The organism is Kitasatospora sp. NPDC059673 (genome assembly GCF_042734215.1).
Taxonomy (GTDB): Bacteria; Actinomycetota; Actinomycetes; order Streptomycetales; family Streptomycetaceae; genus Kitasatospora.
In genome coordinates, this window is the sequence record NZ_JBHWEN010000009.1 from 111,410 (window position 1) to 132,312 (window position 20,903).

At 73.1% G+C, this 20,903-nt stretch carries 24 protein-coding genes; 10 read left to right on the top strand and 14 right to left on the bottom strand.

What is annotated here, in order from left to right; translation table 11 throughout:
- Positions 1–329: 329 nt before the first annotated feature.
- On the bottom strand, positions 330–1,328 hold the full coding sequence (locus ACFV18_RS13420; protein WP_380482563.1) for a zinc metalloprotease: 999 nt from the start codon (positions 1,326–1,328) through the stop codon (positions 330–332).
- Positions 1,329–1,671: 343 nt separating this feature from the next.
- Complete coding sequence (locus ACFV18_RS13425) at positions 1,672–2,778, bottom strand: PucR family transcriptional regulator (RefSeq protein WP_380482566.1); 1,107 nt, start codon at positions 2,776–2,778, stop codon at positions 1,672–1,674.
- 181 nt (positions 2,779–2,959) lie between these two features.
- On the opposite strand from ACFV18_RS13425, the gene ACFV18_RS13430 reads away from it, so the two are divergent.
- The 6 genes from ACFV18_RS13430 (at position 2,960) to ACFV18_RS13455 (ending at position 7,283) form a co-directional block, all read left to right on the top strand.
- A complete protein-coding gene (locus ACFV18_RS13430) occupies positions 2,960–3,634 on the top strand; it encodes a phosphatase PAP2 family protein (protein ID WP_380482569.1) in 675 nt (224 codons plus the stop codon).
- 86 nt (positions 3,635–3,720) lie between these two features.
- On the top strand, positions 3,721–4,806 hold the full coding sequence (locus ACFV18_RS13435; protein WP_380482571.1) for an S-(hydroxymethyl)mycothiol dehydrogenase: 1,086 nt from the start codon (positions 3,721–3,723) through the stop codon (positions 4,804–4,806).
- Positions 4,806–5,435, top strand: a complete 630-nt coding sequence (locus ACFV18_RS13440; protein WP_380482573.1) for an MBL fold metallo-hydrolase — start codon at positions 4,806–4,808, stop codon at positions 5,433–5,435. The genes ACFV18_RS13435 and ACFV18_RS13440 overlap by 1 nt, the downstream gene beginning before the upstream one ends.
- A gap of 146 nt (positions 5,436–5,581) precedes the next feature.
- Complete coding sequence (locus ACFV18_RS13445; RefSeq protein WP_380482575.1) at positions 5,582–6,127, top strand: RICIN domain-containing protein; 546 nt, start codon at positions 5,582–5,584, stop codon at positions 6,125–6,127.
- A 23-nt stretch (positions 6,128–6,150) separates the two neighbouring features.
- Complete coding sequence (locus ACFV18_RS13450; RefSeq protein ID WP_380482577.1) at positions 6,151–6,705, top strand: RICIN domain-containing protein; 555 nt, start codon at positions 6,151–6,153, stop codon at positions 6,703–6,705.
- 23 nt (positions 6,706–6,728) lie between these two features.
- On the top strand, positions 6,729–7,283 hold the full coding sequence (locus ACFV18_RS13455) for an RICIN domain-containing protein (RefSeq protein WP_380482579.1): 555 nt from the start codon (positions 6,729–6,731) through the stop codon (positions 7,281–7,283).
- Between the two features lie 69 nt (positions 7,284–7,352).
- Here the strand turns inward: ACFV18_RS13455 and ACFV18_RS13460 are convergent, their stop codons facing one another.
- From ACFV18_RS13460 to ACFV18_RS13510, 11 genes are all read right to left on the bottom strand, one after another.
- The gene (locus ACFV18_RS13460) at positions 7,353–7,979 is read right to left on the bottom strand and encodes an AAA family ATPase (RefSeq protein WP_380482580.1); all 627 of its coding nucleotides are present in this window, start codon (positions 7,977–7,979) and stop codon (positions 7,353–7,355) included.
- Between the two features lie 60 nt (positions 7,980–8,039).
- Positions 8,040–8,243, bottom strand: coding sequence for a ferredoxin (locus ACFV18_RS13465; protein WP_380482583.1), 204 nt, complete (start codon positions 8,241–8,243; stop codon positions 8,040–8,042).
- Positions 8,244–8,290: 47 nt separating this feature from the next.
- Complete coding sequence (locus ACFV18_RS13470; RefSeq protein WP_380482585.1) at positions 8,291–9,490, bottom strand: cytochrome P450; 1,200 nt, start codon at positions 9,488–9,490, stop codon at positions 8,291–8,293.
- Positions 9,491–9,772: 282 nt separating this feature from the next.
- Positions 9,773–10,147, bottom strand: a complete 375-nt coding sequence (gene crcB, locus ACFV18_RS13475) for a fluoride efflux transporter CrcB (RefSeq protein ID WP_380482588.1) — start codon at positions 10,145–10,147, stop codon at positions 9,773–9,775.
- Positions 10,144–10,503, bottom strand: coding sequence for a DUF190 domain-containing protein (locus tag ACFV18_RS13480; protein ID WP_380482589.1), 360 nt, complete (start codon positions 10,501–10,503; stop codon positions 10,144–10,146). The genes crcB (ACFV18_RS13475) and ACFV18_RS13480 overlap by 4 nt, the downstream gene beginning before the upstream one ends.
- Positions 10,500–10,949 carry a fluoride efflux transporter CrcB gene (gene crcB, locus ACFV18_RS13485; protein WP_380482780.1) on the bottom strand — a complete coding sequence of 150 codons (450 nt, stop codon included), beginning with the start codon at positions 10,947–10,949 and terminating at the stop codon, positions 10,500–10,502. The genes ACFV18_RS13480 and crcB (ACFV18_RS13485) overlap by 4 nt, the downstream gene beginning before the upstream one ends.
- Before the next feature lie 212 nt (positions 10,950–11,161).
- Positions 11,162–12,856 carry a SulP family inorganic anion transporter gene (locus ACFV18_RS13490; RefSeq protein WP_380482591.1) on the bottom strand — a complete coding sequence of 565 codons (1,695 nt, stop codon included), beginning with the start codon at positions 12,854–12,856 and terminating at the stop codon, positions 11,162–11,164.
- 62 nt (positions 12,857–12,918) lie between these two features.
- On the bottom strand, positions 12,919–13,122 hold the full coding sequence (locus ACFV18_RS13495; protein WP_380482593.1) for a hypothetical protein: 204 nt from the start codon (positions 13,120–13,122) through the stop codon (positions 12,919–12,921).
- Between the two features lie 171 nt (positions 13,123–13,293).
- The gene (locus tag ACFV18_RS13500; RefSeq protein ID WP_380482595.1) at positions 13,294–13,662 is read right to left on the bottom strand and encodes an ArsR/SmtB family transcription factor; all 369 of its coding nucleotides are present in this window, start codon (positions 13,660–13,662) and stop codon (positions 13,294–13,296) included.
- Positions 13,663–13,795: 133 nt separating this feature from the next.
- The gene (locus ACFV18_RS13505; protein WP_380482597.1) at positions 13,796–14,152 is read right to left on the bottom strand and encodes a zinc ribbon domain-containing protein YjdM; all 357 of its coding nucleotides are present in this window, start codon (positions 14,150–14,152) and stop codon (positions 13,796–13,798) included.
- 47 nt (positions 14,153–14,199) lie between these two features.
- Positions 14,200–15,795, bottom strand: coding sequence for a M4 family metallopeptidase (locus tag ACFV18_RS13510; RefSeq protein ID WP_380482599.1), 1,596 nt, complete (start codon positions 15,793–15,795; stop codon positions 14,200–14,202).
- A 199-nt stretch (positions 15,796–15,994) separates the two neighbouring features.
- Here ACFV18_RS13510 and ACFV18_RS13515 point away from each other — a divergent pair, with 199 nt between their 5' ends.
- On the top strand, positions 15,995–16,489 hold the full coding sequence (locus ACFV18_RS13515; protein ID WP_380482600.1) for a pyridoxamine 5'-phosphate oxidase family protein: 495 nt from the start codon (positions 15,995–15,997) through the stop codon (positions 16,487–16,489).
- Positions 16,486–17,127 carry a CBS domain-containing protein gene (locus ACFV18_RS13520; RefSeq protein ID WP_380482603.1) on the top strand — a complete coding sequence of 214 codons (642 nt, stop codon included), beginning with the start codon at positions 16,486–16,488 and terminating at the stop codon, positions 17,125–17,127. Before ACFV18_RS13515 ends, ACFV18_RS13520 begins: the two co-directional genes overlap by 4 nt.
- An 18-nt stretch (positions 17,128–17,145) precedes the next feature.
- On the opposite strand, the gene ACFV18_RS13525 is transcribed toward ACFV18_RS13520, so the two are convergent.
- Positions 17,146–19,050 carry a VWA domain-containing protein gene (locus tag ACFV18_RS13525; RefSeq protein WP_380482605.1) on the bottom strand — a complete coding sequence of 635 codons (1,905 nt, stop codon included), beginning with the start codon at positions 19,048–19,050 and terminating at the stop codon, positions 17,146–17,148.
- A gap of 125 nt (positions 19,051–19,175) precedes the next feature.
- Between ACFV18_RS13525 and ACFV18_RS13530 the strand changes: the two genes are divergently transcribed.
- Both ACFV18_RS13530 and ACFV18_RS13535 read left to right on the top strand, forming a co-directional pair.
- A complete protein-coding gene (locus ACFV18_RS13530) occupies positions 19,176–19,835 on the top strand; it encodes a DedA family protein (protein ID WP_380482607.1) in 660 nt (219 codons plus the stop codon).
- A gap of 130 nt (positions 19,836–19,965) precedes the next feature.
- The gene (locus ACFV18_RS13535) at positions 19,966–20,736 is read left to right on the top strand and encodes a sigma 54 modulation/S30EA ribosomal C-terminal domain-containing protein (protein ID WP_380482610.1); all 771 of its coding nucleotides are present in this window, start codon (positions 19,966–19,968) and stop codon (positions 20,734–20,736) included.
- Positions 20,737–20,903 lie beyond the last annotated feature (167 nt).

The following is a 20,903-nucleotide window of genomic DNA, read 5'->3' on the forward strand; positions in this document are numbered from 1 at the left end:
CGCCGGCCCGACCGCGCCGGTCTCCCGGCGACAGGGAAGATCGTGTCAGCTCGGCCCCACTCCGCGCATTGCCAGGATCCGGCAATCTTGACGCTCCATTGACGCCCTATCCGCGCACCACGAAGAGACACGAGACGCACGCGGACGCGAAACGCAGGCAGGCGCGAAACCAGGGGCGCGTGGGGGCACCTCCCGGCCCGCTAGGGCTGGGGGAGAACTGCGCGCAGCGGAAGGCACCCACCCGCAAGATCGCGACGCAGGACAATCACTTGCACGTGATCGCGACCTTGCGGATGTGATGTGCGCTTGTCGCGCAGTTCTCCCCGCCGTCAGGCCCGGTACGCGGCCCAGGAGGTGGCCATCCGGGCAACCTGGCCTGCGGTGAACTGCGTCATGCAGGAGTCGTAGGTGTAGTCCATGAAGTTGTGGATGGGGTCGACGCCGGTGGCGGTGCAAGTGTCCCGGCCGGCCGGGCACTGGTAGGCGGCGCTCTTTTCGGCCGGGGTGTCGGAGACGGAGTCGCCCTGGCCGCCGCAGCCGCCCTGGAAGGTGTGGTACAGGCCGAGCCAGTGGCCGACCTCGTGGGTGACGGTGTCGCCCTCGTTGTAGTTGGTGGCCGAGCCGCCGGGGAACGAGGTGTCGAGTATGACCACGCCGTCGTCGGTCGGGTTGGACTTGTAGCTGCTCGGGAACGTCGCCCAGCCGAGCAGCGACTGTCCGAGACTGGCGCTGTACACGTTGAGGGCGTTGGCGCCGCCCTTGCGCAGCGCGCTCTTCATCGAACTCTCGGCGGTGGAGCCCGGCGCGACGCCGGCGTACCAGCTCGCGTTGTCGGTGTAGTCGGTGGAGACCAGTTGGAACTGGAACTGGCTGGGGGTGTTGCCCGCGCCCTGGCCGCCGTAGGCCGCGTTGAGGACGTCGATCTGCTTGGCGATGGTGGTGGCCGACAGCTTGCCGGTGGTCCCGGAGTGGATGACGTGCATGTACACCGGGATGGTGGTGGTCGCCGTCACGCCGGGGGCGAGCAGTGCGCCGCCCTGGGCGGAGTTCGCCAGCTGGGCGACGCGGGCCTTGAGGTCCGCCTCCATCGTCTTGACCTGCGCGTCGGTGACGGCGTTGGGGTCGCGGCCGACGGAGTTGCCGGCCGGCTTCCGGGCCGCGGCGTCGTCGTGGGCCGCCGCCCCGGCGCACTCGGTGGAGGCCGCGGCCTGCGCGGTGGTGGCCGTGGAGGGGACGGCGAACTGAGTGAGGCCGAGGCCTGCGACCAGTGCCGCGGCGCTGAGGAGCCTGCCGACGGCGCGCGAGGGCATGCGAACGGAACGACGCATCTGTGCTCCTGGGGAGTTGTGGGGGACGGCGGTCGAGGGGGGCCGCCGGGTCAAGGCTACGCAAAGGAGCATGTCCGCGTCAGGCGCGTTCCGGCCTGGAGATTCTGACGACGAATCGGACAAAATCCGAAAGTTTGAACGGCTCGGCCCCGGCTGCACATGGACGATTTCCGGTCGCGCGCGGACCCGGCACCGGCCCGCGGGTGTCCGAAAACCGACGGTCCGCCACCAGCCGTGCCGACCCCCGTGTGCCGACCCGCGCGTACCGACCCCCGCGTACCGACCCCCGCGGCCCTCCTCGGTGCCGACGTCCGGCCCGATCACGGATTCGCACCCAGCCGCACTACAGCCCCTGTTGCGGCCACCCCAGCAGCCGCGCCCCCATCGCCGCCGTCTCCAGCGTGTAGCGGTGCAGCGCGTCGGCCGGGTCGTAGCCGGTCAGGGCCTTGATGCGTTCGGTGCGGTAGCCGAGGGTGCGGACGCTGATGCCCAGGCGGCGAGCCGCTTCCGCGTTGACGTAGCCGGCCTCCGCCTGCACGGCGATGGTGTCGAGCAGCGGGCCGGCCCCGCCGCGCGCCGCGGCGAGCGGGCCGAGGACGGTGCGCACCAGGTCCGCCATCGCGGCCCGGTCGCGCATCAGGACGGGGAAGACCAGCAGCTCCTCGGCCTTCAACAGCTCGGCCGGCAGGCCGAGTCGCTCCGCGAAGTCGAGCGCGTCGAGCGCCTCCTCGTAGCTGCGCACCACACCGCCGGCCCCGGAGTGCCGCCGTCCGGTGGCCACCCGCCGGGCGGGCGGGTGGCCGGGGCCGGGGCGCAGCGCGAGTTGGGCGAACGCGTCGAGCACGGCGTGTTCGCTCGCGGGTGCGACGCACACCAGCCGGCCGTCCTTGGTGGCGAGCAGGACGTCGCGTTCGCCGTAGCGGCCGGTGAGTTCGCGTTCGACCCGCCGCACCACGGCGTCCACGTGCCCGTACGGCTGGCCGGCGGCGGCGACCGCGACGGCGTGGGTGCGGGCCAGGCGCAGGCCGAAGCGTTCTGCTCGTTCGGCGAGGGTGCCGAGGTCGCTGCGGCCGTACAGCAGGTCGTCGATGAACTCGCGGCGCGCTGCCTCTTCCTGGCGGACGGCCAGCCGTTGGGCTCGCTCGTGGCCTTCGCCGAGGGCGGCGAGGGCGGTCTCGGCGGCGATCAGCAGGGCCTCGCCGACCTGGCGGAGTTCGCCGACGGTGCCGGCTCCGGCTGTCCCGGGGAGGGTGGGCCAGGCCCGGCGCCCGGCGCCCATGCAGTGGGCGATCAGGTCGCGCAGGCCCTGGCCGGTCTCGGCGCCGCGTTCGCCGAGGGCCCGGAGCGATTCCACCTCCGCCCGGGTCAACCGCCGCCCGGTGCGCGACACTTCGGCGAGCATCCCGACGTACCGGTCGCCGAGTTCCGCGGCCACCGTCTGCTCGGCCATCCTTGACACTCCTTCACCTGCTGTTCGACCGCCGCATCCTAGGGCCTGTCCGACCGGCCCTGCCGGACGGACCCGGCGATCGCCGAGTGGTTCCGACCCTCGTTGTTCGGACCCGTACGATGTCTTCTGCGGTGCGCGGGTTTCCTGCCGGTGCGCCGCTGCGACCTGGGGAGATTCCACGATGGCGGCTGGCCGGAAGGCAGCGGTGGCGCTGGGCTGCTGCTGGGCGGCTTTCGCGGTGGTGGCGGGTCTGCTGGCCGCGCACGGGTGGGCGCCGTTCGGGTTCGAACAGGCCGTGCTGGACTGGTGCGTGGGGCACCGGCCGGGCGGCGCGACCACGGTGGCGACGGTGGTGACGGCGCTGGGTTCGGCGCCGCTGCCGTACCTGATGGCGCTCGCGGCGGGGGCGCTCGCGGTCCAGCAGGTCCGGTGGGTGCGAAGACCGCCGGCGGTGGTGCTGTTCGCGCCGACGGTGTGGCTGCTGCTGGGCCAGGGGCTGCGTCAGCTGCTGATGCACGGCTTCGGCCGGCCGCGGCCGCCGCTCGCGGACCGGGCGGTGCACGCCTCCGGTTTCTCCTTCCCGTCGGGGCACGCGTTCACGGCCGCGGCCGGTGCGGGGCTGCTCGCGCTCGCGGTGGTGCTGGCCCGTCCGGCCGCCGCCCGCCTGGCGACGGTGTGCGCGGTGCTGTTCGCGGGGGCGGTCGGTGCGAGCCGGGTGTACCTGGGGGTGCACTGGACGCTGGACGTGCTGGGCGGCTGGCTGCTGGCGGCGGGGTGGCTCGCGCTGGGTACGCTGCTGGCACGTCAGGGCCGGGAAAGTGGCGCTGTGCTGCTGGATCGTCGGCCCGGAGGCTGAACGGTCCGCCGCGCGGGCAGATCGGCACAGGTTCGGCACCGGCGCGTTTGCGCCGCGAATGCCGTAGTGAAAAGAAGGGTTTCGGGATGGCTCAGGTTGTGCGGGGTGTGATCGCTCGGGCGAAGGGCGCGCCGGTGGAGGTGGTGCCGGTGGTGGTGCCCGATCCGGGTCCGGGCGAGGCGGTGGTGAAGGTGCAGGCGTGCGGGGTGTGCCACACCGACCTGCACTACCGGGAGGGCGGGATCAACGACGAGTTCCCGTTCCTGCTGGGCCACGAGGCGGCGGGCGTGGTGGAGGCCGTCGGCGAGGGGGTCGACAATGTCGTGCCCGGTGACTTCGTGATCCTCAACTGGCGTGCGGTGTGCGGCCGTTGCCGGGCGTGTCGGCGGGGCCGGCCGCAGTACTGCTTCGCCACCCACAACGCGAAGCAGAAGATGACGCTGGAGGACGGCACCGAGTTGTCGCCGGCCCTGGGCATCGGCGCGTTCGCCGAGAAGACCCTGGTCGCGGCGGGCCAGTGCACCAAGGTGGACCCGGCGGCCTCGCCGGCCGCGGCGGGCCTGCTGGGCTGCGGTGTGATGGCCGGTCTGGGCGCGGCCATCAACACCGGCCAGGTGGGGCGCGGCGACAGCGTCGCGGTGATCGGCTGCGGCGGCGTCGGCAACGCCGCGGTGATGGGCGCCCGGCTGGCGGGCGCGTCGCGGATCATCGCGGTGGACGTGGACGAGCGCAAGCTGGTCACCGCCCGCGGCCTGGGCGCCACCCACACCGTGAACTCGCGGGAGACCGACGCGGTGGAGGCGATCCGCGAGCTGACCGGCGGCAACGGCGCGGACGTGGTGATCGACGCGGTCGGCCGCCCGGAGACGTACAAGCAGGCGTTCTACGCCCGCGACCTGGCGGGCACCGCGGTGCTGGTCGGCGTGCCCACCCCGGAGATGACCCTCGAACTCCCGCTGCTGGACGTGTTCGGCCGCGGTGGGGCGCTCAAGTCCTCCTGGTACGGCGACTGCCTGCCGGAGCGGGACTTCCCGATGCTGATCGACCTGTACCTCCAGGGCCGGCTCGACCTGGACGCGTTCGTCAGCGAGACCATCCCGCTGGACGGCGTCGAGGAGGCCTTCGCCCGGATGCACCGCGGCGAGGTGCTGCGCTCGGTGGTGGTCCTCTGATGGCGGCCCGGATCGAACAGCTGGTCACCTCGGGCGAGTTCAGCCTGGACGGCGGCACCTGGCAGGTCGACAACAACGTGTGGCTGGTCGGCGACGACCACGAGGTGATCGTGATCGACGCCGCGCACGACGCGGACGCGATCGCCGCGGCGGTGGCCGGGCGCACGCTGGTGGCGATCGTCTCCACCCACGCGCACAACGACCACATCGACGCCGCGCCGGAGCTGGCGGCCCGCACGGGCGCGCCGATCCTGCTGCACCCGGACGACCAGGTGCTGTGGGACCAGACCCACCCGGACCGCAAGCCCGACGGCGCGCTCGCCGACGGCGGGCAACTGGCCGTGGCCGGCACCACGCTGACCGTTCTGCACACGCCGGGCCACAGCCCGGGCGCGGTCAGCCTGTACGCGCCGGAGCTGGGCACCGTGTTCACCGGCGACACCCTGTTCGCGGGCGGGCCGGGCGCCACCGGGCGGTCGTTCTCCGACTTCCCGACCATCGTCGACTCGATCCGCGAGCGGCTGCTGACGCTCCCGGCCGAGACGGTGGTGCGCACCGGCCACGGCGACTCGACCACCGTCGGCGCGGAGGCCCCGCACCTGGCGGAGTGGATCGCCCGCGGCCACTGACCGACTCCTGAACCGCCCCGGGCTTCCGGTCCGGGGCGGACCCATGCGCCTGTCCATCATCTGTCCAACGGCTTTTCATACCGTCCCCTCACCTGGTCGGCGACGCGAGGGCGTCGCCCGCAGGACAGGAACAAGGGGGAAAGACAGTGAAGAAAAAACTGGTCGGTGCCGTGGTGGCCGGCGCCGCACTGGCAGCCACCGTCACCGCGGCCGCGCCCGCCGGCGCCGTGGTGGAGCAGGGCTGGGCGCACCTCCGGAACGTGGGCACCGGCCAGTACCTGGACGACTACGCCCACAACACCGACCAGGGCGCCCCGGTGTACACCTACGCGCAGACCGGGCAGTCCAACCAGTGGTGGTGGGTGGCCAACAACACCGACAGCACGGTCACCTTCTCCTCCTACGAGACGCAGCAGTACAGCAGCGTCGGTAAGTGGTGGTACCGCAACCTCGTCCGCGACGGCGGCAACCGCGGTGTCCTCGGCCCGCAGCAGCTCTGGACCGGTGGCGTCGGCTTCGGCGGCCTGCCCGGTGAGGAGCGCTGGTGGTACGCGGCCGGCGACGCCGGGACGTACATCCACTCCGCCGCCTGGAACGGCGACTGCCTGACCGCCCACTCCTGGGGCCAGGTGACGGTGGAGAGCTGCCGCTCCGGCGACCACGACCAGCAATGGAACATCCTCTATAGCTGACCCGCCGGAAGGAAAGTCCCCTCGTGAAGAACGTCCGAAGGATCCTCACCGCCGCCGGCGTGTCCCTGTCCGTTCTCGCCGGCGTGTTCGCCGTGCAGGCCCCCGCCCAGGCCGCCGTGCCCCAGGGCTGGGCGCACCTCCTGAACCTCGGCACCGGCCAGTACCTGGACGACTACGCCCACAACACCAACCAGGGCGCCCCGGTGTACACCTATCCGCAGACCGGGCAGTCCAACCAGTGGTGGTGGGTGGACAACAACGACAACAACACCGTCACCTTCTCCTCGTACGAGACCCAGCAGGGCAACGACCTGGCCGGCTGGTGGTACCGCAACCTCGTCCGCGACAGCGACAACCGCGGCGTCCTCGGCCCGCAGCAGCGCTGGCAGTCCGACATCCGCTTCGGTCACCTGCCCGGTGAGGAGCGCTGGTGGTACGCGGCCGGCGACGCCGGGACGTACATCCACTCCGCCGCCTGGAACGGCGACTGCCTCACCGCCCACTCCTGGGGCCAGGTGACGGTCGAGGGCTGCCGCTCCGGCGACCACACCCAGCAGTGGCTCATCACCTACAACTGACCCGCCGGAAGGAAAGTCCCACCGTGAAGAACGTCCGAAGGATCCTCACCGCCGCCGGCGTGTCCCTGTCCGTTCTCGCCGGCGTGTTCGCCGTGCAGGCCCCCGCACAGGCCGCCGTGCCCCGGGGCTGGGTGCACGTCCTGAACATGGGCACCGGCCAGTACCTGGACGACTACGCCCACAATGTCGACCAGGGCGCCCCGGTGTACACCTACGCGCAGACCGGGCAGTCCAACCAGTGGTGGTACGTCACCATGACCTCCGCCAACCAGGTCGTCTTCTCCTCCTGGGAGACGGAGAAGTGCACCGACGGCTGGTGCACCACCAAGAGCTACCGGAACCTGCGCCGCAGCTTCAACAACACCGGCGAGCTGTCCGAGTACAACCCCTGGTACGACCCGTACGACAACACCGGCTCCAGGTCGCGCTGGTGGTACGCGGCCGGCGACGCCGGGACGTACATCCACTCCGCCGACGGCGACCAGGGCTGCCTGACCGCCCACGCCGGAAGCCAGGTGACGATCGAGGGCTGCCGCACGGGCGACCACAACCAGCAGTGGACCGTCATCTACGCCTGACAGTGCGGGCGTTCACGACCGGTTCCCGGGCAGGTCCGAACCACCTCGGGACGGGCCACTGACCGGCCGTCAGTGCTTCGCCGCTCCGTCCGGGGCGGCGAAGCGGACGGCGGTCAGCCGCTCCCGCGAGCTCTCGTCGGCGAGCAGCACGGACGCCGCGCCCGGGAACGCCGCCCGCCCCCGCTGTTCGACGGCGGCCAGCAGCGCGGTCAGGCCGCGCACGTGGCGGCGGAAGGTGCGCGGGGCGGCGGTGCGGGCGCGGGCGTGCTGGCCGGCCAGCGCCTGCTCGGGGTGGACGGCGAGCAGCACCACGTGCAGCTCGCGCCCGTAGCGGCGGGCCCAGTGCGCGAGGGCGAGCCGCATCCAGCGGCGGCTGCCGCAGTCGTGCACCAGCAGCGGCCCGGGTCGGCGCAGTGCGGCGCGGGTGCGCAGCAGGTGCAGGGTGCGCACGACGGGCCGGTAGACGGGGTACGGGAGCCGGGCGGGCATCGCGGCCTGAGCGGCGAGGCGGCTGGTGCGCGGGTCGAGGACGGGGGCGCGGCCGTCCCAGCGGTGCAGCAGGGTGCTCTTGCCGCTGCCGGGCAGTCCGGCCACCACGACGGCGGCGGCGGGGCCGTAGCGGATCGTCAGCGGTGGGCCGCTCCGCCCGCGCAGGTCGGTGACGCCCTGTGGGGCGAGTTCGCCGGTGGCCTCCACGGTGTGCTCCCCCTCGGCCTGGAACCGTCCCGCCGCAGGTCGGCGGGACGGTTCGGCAGCTTACCGGGCGCCTTCGCTGATCCTGACCGCCCCTGAGGGGCAGGCCGCGGCGGCGTCCTCGACGGCGGAGCGCAGGTCGGCGGGCGGGCGGGCGTCGAGCAGCACGACCACGCCGTCCTCCTCGCGCTGGTCGAACACCTCGGGGGCGTTGCGGACGCACTGTCCGGCGCCGCAGCAGCGGTCCTGGTCGACGGAGACGAGCACGGTTCCTTCTTTCGCGGGGTGGCCGGCGCGGGTCGGCGGGGCGGCGCTCACCAGGCGACCTGGAGTTCGTGAACGCCGTAGATCAGCATGTCGTGCCGGAACGGGACGTCCTCGAACGGCACGGCGAGCCGCAGCTCGGGCAGGCGGCGCAGCAGGGTCTCCAGCGCGATCTCCAGCTCCAGCCGGGCGAGCGGCTGGCCGAGGCACTGGTGGACGCCGAAGCCGAAGGCGAGGTGCTGGCGGGTGTCGCGGGTGAGGTCGAGGGTGTCGGCGCCGGGGTAGCGTCCGTCGTCCCAGTTGGCGGTGTTGACCTGCAGGATGACGCCCTCGCCGGCCCGGATCGTGGTGCCGCCGATCTCGGCGTCCTCGACGGCGACCCGGACCAGGCCGTTCTGCACGATGCTGAGGTAGCGCAGGAGTTCCTCGACGGCGGCGGGTGTGGCCTCGGGGTGGGCGCGCAGGTGGGCGAGTTGCCCGGGGTTGCGCAGCAGGGCGAGCACGGACAGCGCGGTCATGTTGGCGGTGGTCTCGTGCCCGGCGATCAGCAGCAGGCGGCCCATCGCGCCGATGTCCTCGATGTCGAGTTCGCCGCGGGCGACCAGGCGGCTGAGGATGCCGTCGTCGGGGGCGTCGCGCTTGGACGCGGCCAGGGTGTCGAGGTAGGCGGTGAGGCGCTCGTTGGCATCGACGACGGCCTCGGCGGTGGCGCCGCGGTGCAGCATGGTGCGGCTGCACTCCTGGAAGAAGTCGTGGTCCTGGTAGGGGACGCCGAGCAGCAGGCAGATCACCAGGGACGGCAGCGGCAGCGCGAACTCGGCGACCAGGTCGGCCTGGGTGCGCCCGTCGGTCATCCTGTCGATCAGTTCCTCGGTGATCCGCTGGATCTCGGGGCGCAGCTCGGCGGTCTTGCGGACGGTGAAGTCGCCGGTGAGCATGCGGCGCAGCCGCCCGTGCTCGGGGTCGTCGAGCCGGATGAACGTGGGCTTGACGGTGAGGAGTTGGCGGGCGGCCTCGGTGAGGAACGGGAAGCCCGGGTTGTCGGGGTCGGAGCTGAACCGGTGGTCGGCGAGGATGGCGCGGACGTCCTCGTGGCGGGTGATCAGCAGGGCCGTGTTGCCGTCGTACAGGGTGACGCGGGTGATCGGCTCGTCGCGCCGCGCCTGCTGGTAGGCGGGCGGCGGGGCGAACGGGCAGGTCCCGCGCGGGGCGGGGTGGCTGGTGGGGGAGGTTTCTGCGGCGGTGGCCATCTGGTGCTCCCTTCCCGGAGCTGGGCCGGCGGTGGCGTCGGCGGTCGTGCCTGCGACTGCGCGGCCCGGGCAGTTGAGTGCCTCGGGCAACTAACTCAACGTCACGCTAACTCGCGGTCCGCGTCCACGGGAAGATGATCCTGGCCCGGGTGGGCATTCTGTCCGGATCAGGGCGACGCACAGGCGTTCCCCCGGCGGCCGGGAGCCCCGCCCACCAGCCGTGTCCATTTCCGTCAGGGCCGACGGATCATCCTTGCGGCCGATCGAGAACGGGCCACGGGCTCACACCCACAGCGCCTGGGCGATCGCCCACCCGGCGAACGCCGCCCCCAGCCCCGCCACCACGCTGCCCGCCGCGTTCATCGCCGCGTAGAGCCGGGCCCCGCTCTCGGCCAGCCGCAAGGTCTCGTACGAGAACGTCGAGTAGGTGGTCAGCGCCCCGCAGAAGCCGGTGCCGAGCAGCAGTTGGAGCTGCGAGGAGGCCGCGCCGGCGGCGACCGCGCCGGTCAGCAGACCGAGCACCAGGGAGCCGGACACGTTGACGGCGAACGTCCCCCACGGGAAGACCGTGTCGTGCCGGGCCTGCACCGCCCGGTCGGTCAGGTAGCGCAGCGGCGCGCCGACCGCCGCGCCGACGATCACCAGCAGCCAGTTCACCGCGTCTCCCCGCCGGCCCTGCCGTCGTCGAACCGCCGGAGCACCTCGCACGCGTCGAGCGTCACCAGGCACCGGTCGAGCAGGTCGTCCAGCTGCGGCAGGAACGAGCGGACCCGCTCCTCGCGGTCCACCACCACGATCGCCACCGGCATGTCGTCGCCGACCGACAGCAGCCGGGAGGTGTGCACCAGCGAGGACGCGCCGAAGCCCTCGATGCCGCGGAACACGCTGGCGCCGGCCAGCCCCGCGGCGTGCACGCGGTGCACGATCTCGGCGTACAGCGGCCGGTGGTGCCAGCGCTCGTCCTCGCCGACCAGCACCGTCATCCGCAGCGCCCCTTCGATGCGTGCCGTCATCGCGTCCTCCGTCCGATCAGCCGGCGGGCCGCCGCCGCGCCGGCCCAGACCGCGGCCATCGCGGCGAGCAGCGTGGCGGCCAGGTAGCCGAGGGCCGCCGGGGCGCGGCCGGCCACCATGAGGCGCTGGATGTCGACCGCGTAGGTGGAAAAGGTGGTGAACCCGCCCAGCACGCCGGTGCCGAAGAACGGGCGCACCAGCCGGTGCGCGCGCCACGCCTCGGTGAGCAGCGTCATGAACGCCCCGATCACCGCGCAACCGGCCACATTGATCACCAGCGTCGCCCACGGGAACCCGTCCGCCGCCGTCGGCCAGGCCTGCGCGATCGCATAGCGGGCGCACGCCCCGAGCACACCCCCGAGGGCCACCACGCCGATCACGGACGCCAGTTCACGGTCCGGCCCGCGCCGCACCGGCCGCTCCCGGGGCCCGGCATCGGCCGTCATCGGCTGCGAACTCTCCACGGGCACACGTCTCCTACTCGCACGGCACCCGAGGGATCCGGGCGCGCCACTGTACAAGTAGGGACCGTTGGCAGCCGACCACTGCGGTTCGTTTCCCGGCGGGCCCCACCGCCGTCGCGCAACCCGATGGGGTGCTGCTGGGCCCACTCTACCGGGCAGTCCGGGCCGCCCGGCGTGCGAGCGGCCCGGGCCGTTCAGCGGGTGCTGACGGCCGGCGCGGGGATGGACGGCAGGCTGTCCCGGGCGTATTCCAGGGCCTCCGCCGAGGTGCCGAACAGCCGCCCTTGGAGCTGGAGTTCGTCCAGCACGCCGAGGGCGTCCAGCGGTCGCCGGTGTTCGTCGTGCAGCCCGGAGACCAGTACCAGGGTGCCGCGGCGGTGCAGGTCGGCGAGCGCCTCGCCGAGCACGGTCGCGCCGCTGGCGTCGATCGCGGTGACCCGGGACATCCGCAGGATCACCACCTCGGCCCGCGCGGCGGCCGTCAGCTCTGTCCGCAGCCGGTGCGCGGCGGCGAACAGCAGCGGGCCGTGCAGCCTGAAGGTGGCGATCCGCCCGCCCGCGTGGTCCTCCTCGGACACCGGCAGCCGCTCCAGCCGTGCGCCCCGGGCGACGGAGCGCAGGGCCAGCGCGCCGGCCAGCAGCAGGCCGACCCCGACGGCGGTGACCAGGTCGAAGGCGAGGGTGGCGACGGCGGTCGCCACCAGCACGGCGGCCTCGCCGCGCCCGGTGCGGGCCAGCGCACGCAGCGCCCCGGCCTGCACCATCCGCACGGCGGTGGCAATCAGCACGCCGGCCAGCGCGGCCAGCGGAATGTCGGCGACCAGCGGCGCGGCGGCGAACACCACCACGGCCAGCACGGCGGCGTGCACCAGCGCGGCCAGTCGGGAGACCGCGCCGCTGCGCACGTTGACGGCGGTGCGGGCGATCGCGCCGGTCGCGGCAACGCCTCCGAACAGCGGGGCGACCAGGTTGGCCAGGCCCTGGCCGAACAGCTCCCGGTCGCTGTCGTGCCGCTCGCCGCCCCTACGGGGGTCGTTCGCGGTCATCGCATCGGCGGCGGTCGCCGACATCAGCGACTCCAGCCCGCCGAGCGCGGCAACCACCAGCGCGGACGGCAGCAGCCCGGGCACGGCGGACAGGTCGAGGAAGCCGAGCGAGGGGCTGGGCAACCCGGCCGGCAGCTTGCCGATGACGCCGACCGGCAGGTCGACGGCCTTGGCCAGCACGGTGGCGGCCACCACGGCGATCAGCGAGAACGGGACGGCAGGCCGCAGCTTCCCGCCGATCAGCATCAGGGCGGCGACGCCCGCGGCGAGCAGCACGGCCGCCCAGTGCGGGGTCTCCGCGAACGCCTTCACGGCGCGGGCGGCGACCACCGCCGGGTTCTCGCCCTCCGGCTTGGCCACTCCGAGCGCGCCGGGTACCTGCTGGAGCGCGATCACACCGGCGATACCGACCGTGAAGCCCTCCACCACCGGCACCGGCACGTACGCCATCCAGCGTCCGGCCCCGGCGAGCCCGAGCAGTATCAGTATCAGGCCCGCGAGCAGGCCGACGGTCAGTACGCCGCCGGTGCCGTAGTGGGCCACGATCGGCACCAGCACCACGGTCATCGCACCGGTCGGGCCGGTGACCTGGAGGCCGGAGCCGCCGAACACGGCGGCGATCGCACCCGCGACCACGGCGGTGGCCAGCCCGGCCGCCGCGCCCGCCCCGGAGGACACTCCGAAGCCCAGTGCCAGCGGCAGCGCCACGACGGCCACCGTCAGACCGGCGATCAAGTCGCGGCGCGGGTCGCGGCCCATAGTGGCCAGCACCTTGCGGTTCGGCAGTACCGCCCGCACCCGCCGTCCGATCACACCCCCGCCGTTCACGCCGCGCCGCCGCATCGGATCGTGGCGAGCGGATCATGGACCTCCGCCTGGGCCTGACACTGCGACGCGGGCACCGTTCAGCTCTCCTTCTGGGTTTCCGGCTCTGTTCCGGACCGGGACGGGACGGCGATGCCGTGCTGCTCCGCGATCCGCAGCAGCCCGGCGATCCGTCCGGCGTGGGCCTGCGCCCCGTGGTCGTCGTCGGCGTCCCGGGCCTCGCGCAACGCCCTTTCGGCGAGGGCGAGTTGCTCGCGGAGCTCGTCCTCGAACACCTCGGTCACGTCCGGCCCCTTCCCCATGTCGGCACGCAGGTGCCCGGGCACGAAGGACCGGCCGGGCACCCGATCAGAATGTATCGACTTGAAGAATTTCGCAAGTCGTTATGTCTGCATGTTCGGAGCGCAGCGAGGCCCTCACAGGCGGGTACCGAACAGTCGGTGCGGACCGGGGCGTCAGCCGTTGTCGGCGGCCCGCAGGTCGGCGAGCAGGCCGGCCTGGTCGGTGATCAGCGAGCCGAGGATGGAGCGGGCGACCCGCAGCAGGTCGGCGACCTCGCCGCTGGCGAGGGTGTAGACCACGGTGGAGCCCTCGCGGCGGGCGTGCACCAGCTTGGCCCGGCGCAGGACGGCCAGCTGCTGGGAGAGGTTGGCCGGCTCCACGCCGACCTCGGGGAGCATCTCGGCGACGGCGTGGTCGCGGGTGCTGAGCAGTTCCAGCACCCGGATCCGCACCGGGTGCCCGAGCGTTTTGAAGAACTCCGCCTTCAGCTGGTACAGCGGCACGCTGGCCACCGGGAGCGACTGCGGGTTCTCGGCGTTCACGTGGTCGTCACCGTCTCGTTCAAGGCCCGGAGGGCACGGGGGCGTCGCGCCGACCCTAGCAAGCCGACCCCGACAATGATCGTGCTCCCGGCCCCGCGCGGGGAGTCCGGGAGCACGGCACGGCAGGCGCCGGTCAGGCCTTCTTGACCACACTCGACTTGAGCTGCATGGCACCGAACCCGTCGATCCGGCAGTCGATGTCGTGGCCGTCCACGCCGTCCACCAGGCGGATGTTGCGCACCTTGGTGCCGGCCTTGATGCCGGAGGCGCTGCCCTTGACCTTCAGGGCCTTGATCACGGTGACGGTGTCGCCGTCGGCCAGCACGTTGCCGACGGCGTCCCGGATCTCCCGTTCCCCGGCCGGCTGCGCCGCGTCCTCCTCGGCACCGGGCGCCCACTCGTGGCCGCACTCGGGGCAGACCATCAGGGCGTCCATCTCGTAGGTGTACTGGCCGGCGCAGCTGGGGCAGGGGGGAAGGTTGTCGCTCATCGGGCCAGGATAGCGGCCGATCGGCCGCTATCCGGACGCCCGTGCGGTCAGGCGACGGAGACGGCGCTCCACGCGGCGGCGACCGTCGCGTACTCGGTGGAGCCGGCGCCGTACAGGTCGCGGGCGGCGTTCAGGGAGGCGGTGCGGGCCCCGGCGTAGTTGGTGGTGGAGGTCATGTAGACGGTGAGCGCCCGGTACCAGATGGCGGCGACCTTCTGGTTGCCGATGCCGGTGACGGTGGAGTTGTTGCAGGTCGGGCTGTTGTACGTGTAGCCGTTGATGGTCTTGCTGCCGCTGCCCTCACTGGCCAGGTAGAACCAGTGGTTGGCGACACCCGAGGAGTAGTGCACGTCCAGCTTGCCGACGGTCTTGCTCCAGCAGTCGGCGGAGCGGCCGTCCAGCGAAGGCTTGTCGAAGCGGCGCAGCCACGGCGGGGTGGACTGGTCGCTGAACAGGTAGTCGGGGGTGTCCACCGCGTTGTTGGCGTACCACTCGACCATGGTGCCGAAGATGTCGCTGGTGGCTTCGTTGAGGCCGCCGGACTCCCCGCTGTAGCGCAGGTTGGAGGTGGCGCTGGTGACGCCGTGGGTCATCTCGTGGCCCATGGTGTCGAGGTCCACCTGCTCGGGATCGGTGGTGCCGTTGCCGTCGCCGGTCATCATGCAGAAGCAGGTGTCGGACCACTGGGCGTTGTCCCAGTTGGTGCCGACGTGGACGAAGACGGTGGCGCCGCGGCCGTCGTTCTTGATGCCCTTGCGGCCGAAGGTGTTGAGGTAGTAGTCGTACGTCCAGGCGGTGTTGGAGTGCGCGTCAACGGCGGCGGTGGCCCGGTCGGTGGAGAACTTCCGGCCGTCGCCCCACACGTTGTCGGCATCGGTGACCACGCTGCCGGAGCCGGCCTTGACGCTGCTCGCGCCGAGGTTCTTGGCGTCCTTGGTGGTGTGGCCGCGGACCGGGTCGATCAGCGCGTAGCTGCCGTCGGTCTGCTGGGTGGTGTCGATCCGGATGTCGCCGGTGTACTCGGAGTGGCCGGTGCCGGCCGCGGACTGCTCGGAGTCGTAGTTCTCGATCGTCTCACCGGTGTTGGCGTCGGTGACGACGACCCGGCCGGCCGGCTGGCCCTGCTTGCCCTCGCCGCTGACGGTGGTCTGCCAGGCGAGGCGGGCGGTGCCGTCGGCGGCCCAGACGACCAGTTCGGGAGTGGCGGTGGCGCCGGACATGCCCTGGGCCTGGCCGAGCGCGGCGGCGGCGCCGTGCTGCGGGGAGACGGCGGGCACCACGGACTTCACCGCCGGGTCGTGGCCCTTGGCGCGGGAGGAGTCGGCGAGCTTGCCACGGGCGTCCTGGTGCACCACCAGGTCGCCGCCGATCACCGGCAGCCCGCGGTAGGTACGGTCGAAGCGGACGTGCTGGGTGCCGTCCGCGTCGATGATGACGTCCTTGACCTTCAGGCCCTGGCCGGGCCCGAAGCCGAACAGGTCGGCGTGGTGGGAGACGTTCGCCTCCGCGCGGGCGATCGCCGCGTCGCGGCCGGGGGCGGCGGAGGCGGTGTCGACCTGGACGGCGGCGACGAGCAGTGCGGCGCTCGCCGCGAGGGCGCCGGCAGTGAGGGTGCGTCGGCGCGCGGAGGAGGAGGGGCTCACTCGTGACTCCAGTCGGGTAGCGGGGGTCTGGCCGACTGACAGCCTGTCGATGAACACACAAACAGTTCTATGAACAGTTAAGGAACGTAATCGGTTCGTAGCACAGATCTCGTTCCGTGCCGTTCCGGGGACGCTCGACCGGCACGGGAACGACCAACGGCCCTCCCGCCACGCGGGTGCGAGCACCCAGGATCGGAGTATGACCAGCGAACCCGTCTCCTCCCCCGATGGCCTCAGCCTCGATCCGGGCCAGTGCCTGCGCCTGATGGCCCGTCACTCGGTGGGCCGGCTCGTCTACACCAAGCACGCTCTGCCCGCCGTCCTGCCGGTCCGCTACCGCCTGGCGGAGGGCGGCAGCGTCCTGGTCGACCAGCCCGACGAAGAGCTGCTGCGCGCCGTGACCGGCGCCGTCGTCGCCTTCCAGGCCGACCAGGTGGACCCGGCCGACGGCAGCGGCTGGACGGTCACCGTGCTCGGCCACGCCGACGCCATACACCCCACCGCCGCCACCGGGCCGCCCTCCGTCTCCGTCCGGATCCGCCCCGAGTGGGTGTCCGGCCTGCGGCTGCTGCCGCCCCAGCCCGGCCCCGCCGATCGGCCCCACCGGCCGGGACCTCCGGCCCTCGCACCCGACGCCGCCCACCCCGCAGAGTGGGAACGTCGGCACCGGAGCGCGGACCGAGGAGGCGAATGACGATGCGGCACTGCACCGTCGGAGCGATGATGACCCGTCACGTGGTCACCGTCAGCCCCGGCACGGGCTTCCGCGAGATCGTCGCGCTGCTCGCCGAGTACGACATCACCGCCGTGCCGGTGGTCGACGCCGACCACCGGCCGCTCGGCGTGGTCTCCGAGGCGGACCTGCTGCGCACCCAGCTCACCCAGTACGACCCGGCGTCCCTGCTGCCCGCACCCGTGCAGCTGCGCGGCACCGGCACCACCGCCGCCGACCTGATGACCGCCCCCGCCGTCTGCACCACCCCCGACAGCACGGTGGTCGCCGCCGCCCGCCTGATGACCCGTCGGCGGGTGAAACGCCTGCCCGTGGTCTCCCCCGCCGACGGCCGCCTGATCGGCACCGTCAGCCGCGGCGACCTGCTGCGAGTCTTCCTCCGCGACGACCGGGCGATCCGCCGCGAGATCGTCGAGGAGATCCTCACCAGCGTCGAAGGCACCAGCCCCGCCCTGATCAGCGTGGACGTCGTCCAGGGCGAGGTCACCCTCAGCGGCACCACCGCCCCGCACTGCCACACCCGCGCCCTGCGCGAACTCTGCGCCGCCGTGGACGGCGTGGTGTCGGTCACCGACCGCACCACGCACGCCGCGGCCTGACCGCCGCCCGACCGGCCGTCAGCGCAGGATCCCGGCCCGGCGGGCGGCCGTGATCCACTGCGGGAACTCGGACAGCAGCCGGTCGTACAGCTCCGGGTCGGGGAGGGTGCTGATGTCGTCCACCGAGAAGAAGCCGACGTTGTCGACCCGGCGGCCCGGCAACTGGTCGAAGTGCTCCAGCACGCCGTAGTCGGAGCGGCCGAGGCCCACGAACTGCCAGAAGATCGGCTCCTCGACGGCGGCCCGCAGCTGCGCCTCGATCTCGGAGTTGCGGTAGATGCCGCCGTCGGAGAAGAACAGCACCAGGGTGGGCAGCGGCGAGGGGAAGGCACGGACGAAATCCCGCACCTTGGCGATCACCCGGTGCTCCTCGTTCTGGATCCCGACCGCCTTCATGTCCACCCGCCCATCGGGCTTCGGCGGCCGGATCCGGCGACGGCCGAACAGGCTCTTCAGGGCCGCCTCACCGGGCCTCACGTGCAGGCGCAGCCACTCGGGCAGCCCCGGCAGACTCAGGTCGGGCAGCCGGGCCGGACGGGTGGCGAAGGTCCACGCCTGCATGGTGCCGTCGTCGTCCAACTGCGCGGCCACGGCGGCCATCCGCTCCACCACGTCCGCGACCACGCCCCGCCCGTACAGCCCCATCATCGACCCGGACGCGTCCAGCACCAGCAGGATCCGCGCCACCACGCCCTGCGCACCGTGCTTCTGGAGGCTGACGGCGACCTGCTGCTTGCGCAACGAGAGGCGCTTGCGCATGTCCACGGGGAGCTGCTGCTCGGCGGCGGAGACGTCCGGCGCGTGGAGCGGCCGCGGCGGCACGGCGGGCGGGAGCGGTTCCGGCGACGGCGCGGACGCGAAGGGTTCCGGCGACGGCACGGGCAGCGGGGCCGACGAGGACGCGAACGGGTCGGGAGCAGGCACGGGCAGCGGGGCCGGCGAGGACGCGAACGGGTCGGGCGCAGGCACGGGCAGCGGGGCCGGCGAGGACGCGAACGGGTCGGGCGCAGGCACGGGCGCGGGCAGCGGACGCAGCCTCAGCTCGCGGGTGGCGTCCGGCCGTTGTTCGGGATCGGGCGCCAACTCCGTTTCCGGCAGCGGCTGTTCCACCTGGCGCAGCCTGAGCTCCCGGGTGGCATGCACGGGCACGGGTTCCGGCTCCAGCACAGGCTCGGGCTCGGGCTCCGGCTCCGGCTCCGGCTCCGCTGCACGCTCGGTCTCCTGAGCCGGCTCGGGCTCCAACTCCGGTTCCGGCAAAGGCTCTGCCGCCGGGCGCAGCCTGAACTCGCGGGTGAGAGGTGCGCTCTCCGGCTCCGGCTCCAACCCCGCCACCGTCTCGGGCTCCGGCTCCCGTTCCGCCTCCGGTTCCTGCCCGGCGTCCGTGGGCAGCGTGAAGCCGTAGGAAGTGGCCAGGCCGGCCAGGCCGTTGGCGTACCCCTGGCCGACGGCGCGGAACTTCCAGTGGCCGCCGCGGCGGTAGAGCTCGCCGCCGATCAGTGCGGTCTCCCGGCCGGCCTCGATGGCGAAGCGGGCGAGCGGCAGGCCGGTGCGGGCGTCGGAGATCGCCAGTGTCAGGTCGCGGACCCGGCCGAAGGTGCCCTCGCCGTCGGTGGCGGCCAGCAGCAGGACGCGCTGCACCTCGGCGTCGCGGACGTCGAGCGCCGCGAGGTCGGCCTCGATCCGTTCGACGGGCGCCTCGGGCCCGCCGGTGCGCCCGCGGCACAGGACGGCGCCGGAGCGGTGCGGGGACCGGTGACGCCGGATCAGATCCTCGGCGTCGCGGGCCTGTCCCCCGGCGGTCAGCAGCAGCGCGGCGGCGGTGAGGTCGGGGGAGCCGGGTGCGGGCGTCCAGCTGAGGTCGGCGTGCACGGCGGGCACGTCGATCGGGAGGTTGCTGCCTTTGGCCAGGGATCTCGCGGTCACCGCCACAGTCTGGCCCATCGGGGGCCTGCGACGCGCCCCCCGGGCGGCAGGTTCTGCGGGCGGTGGCGGGCCCGGCGTTACGGTGGGGGCCGGACGGCGGGCGAGCCGGGAGCGAGGTGGTCCGGGTGCACGCGGTCACCGACTGGCTGCGGGGGCTGTCGGGCCCGGTGGTGTACGCGGTGGTGGGGGCCCTGGTGTTCGCCGAGGACGCGCTGTTCTTCGGGTTCGTGCTGCCGGGCGAGACGGCGGCGGTGCTCGGCGGCCTGCTGGCCCATCAGGGCAAGGTCTCGCTGGGCCTGATGGTGCTGGTGGTGGTGTCCGCGGCGATCCTCGGCGACTCGACGGGGTACGAGGTGGGCCGCCGGCTCGGTCCGGCGGTGCTGCGGACGAAGCCGATGCGCCGGCACGCGGACCGGATCGAGGGGGCGCAGGATCTGATCCGCCGTCGGGGCCCGGTGGCGGTGCTGCTGGGGCGGTTCGTGGCGTTCTTCCGGGCGTTGATGCCCGCGCTGGCGGGGGTGTCGCGGATGCCGTACCCGCGGTTCCTGCTGTTCAACGCGATAGGCGGGGTGCTCTGGGGTGTGGGGTTCACCCTGCTCGGCTACTTCGCGGGCTCCGCGTACTCGCGCGTCGAGGGCACGGTGGGGCGTTCGCTGGCGATCGCGGTGGCGGCGGTGGTGGTCGTGGGTCTGCTGGTGTGGCATCTGCGTTCGCGGCGGCGCGAGGCCCGCCGCGAGCACCGGCACGACGGCGGCGACAACCACGACGAGCCGAAGCAGAACTGACCCGCCGTCGATCATGCCGGCCGACCGTCCCGAAGCGGGCGGGCCCGTCGGCTCCCGGGGGTGGACCGTTCGGCCCTCGGCGCAGAGCGGGCGAGGGAGCAGGCTGGAGTCATCGGGAAAGGAGTTTCTGATGAACCGTCTGCAGACCCGTAGTGTCGCCGAGGTGCTGGTGGAGACCCGCGGCGAGGTTTCGGCCGGCGCCCCCGACTATGCGCGGGTGAAGATCGCGGCCGTGCTCGACCGGATGGACGAGCCGGTCCTCGCGGTCCGGGTGCGGCTGGTGCAGGAGCCCAACCACGCGATGGCCCGGCCCTCGCTCGCCCAGGCCACGGTGGACGTCAACGGACGTCCGGTGCGGGCGCACGTCGCGGCGGCCACCATGCGCGAGGCCGTCGATCTGCTCCAGGACCGCCTGGTGTCGCGGATCGCCCGCCTGCGCCACCACCGCCGGCCGGCCCGTACGCCGCTCGGCTGGGCCGACGGCCTGGACCCGGAGCACCGCCCGCAGCGCCGCCACCGCGAGCCGGAGGACCGTCGGCTGGTGCGGCACCGCAGCTACAGCGCGGCGCGGCTGGGCGCGCTCGACGCGGTGTTCGAACTGGAGGCGATGGACTACGACTTCCAGTTGTTCACGGACGCCGACAGTGGGTGCGACAGCCTGATCTACCGCGGCGCGGCGGGCGGCTACCGGCTGGCCTCGACCGGCCCGCTGCCGCAGCCGGTGCCGGGTCTGGTGGTCAGCCGCCTGACGGTGCCCTGCCTGACGGGTGCCCAGGCCCGGGCCCGGTTGGATCTGAGCGGGCTGCCGTTCGTCTTCTACACCGATGCCGCGACCGGCCGCGGCAACGTCATGTACCACCGTTACGACGGGCACTACGGGCTGATCACGCCCGCCGCGTAGCGGTTTGGCCTCCGGCAGGCGTGGGGGTCTGTCCGGAGGCGGGAAGAGCTCTCGGTGGGTGTGGGGCCCGTCCGGGAGCGCGGGAAGAGGAGTCGGGGACGGTGTGGGGCCGTCCCCGGCTCCCGTTTTTTTTGGCGCATTACCTGCCTGCTGACGGCCGATTACCT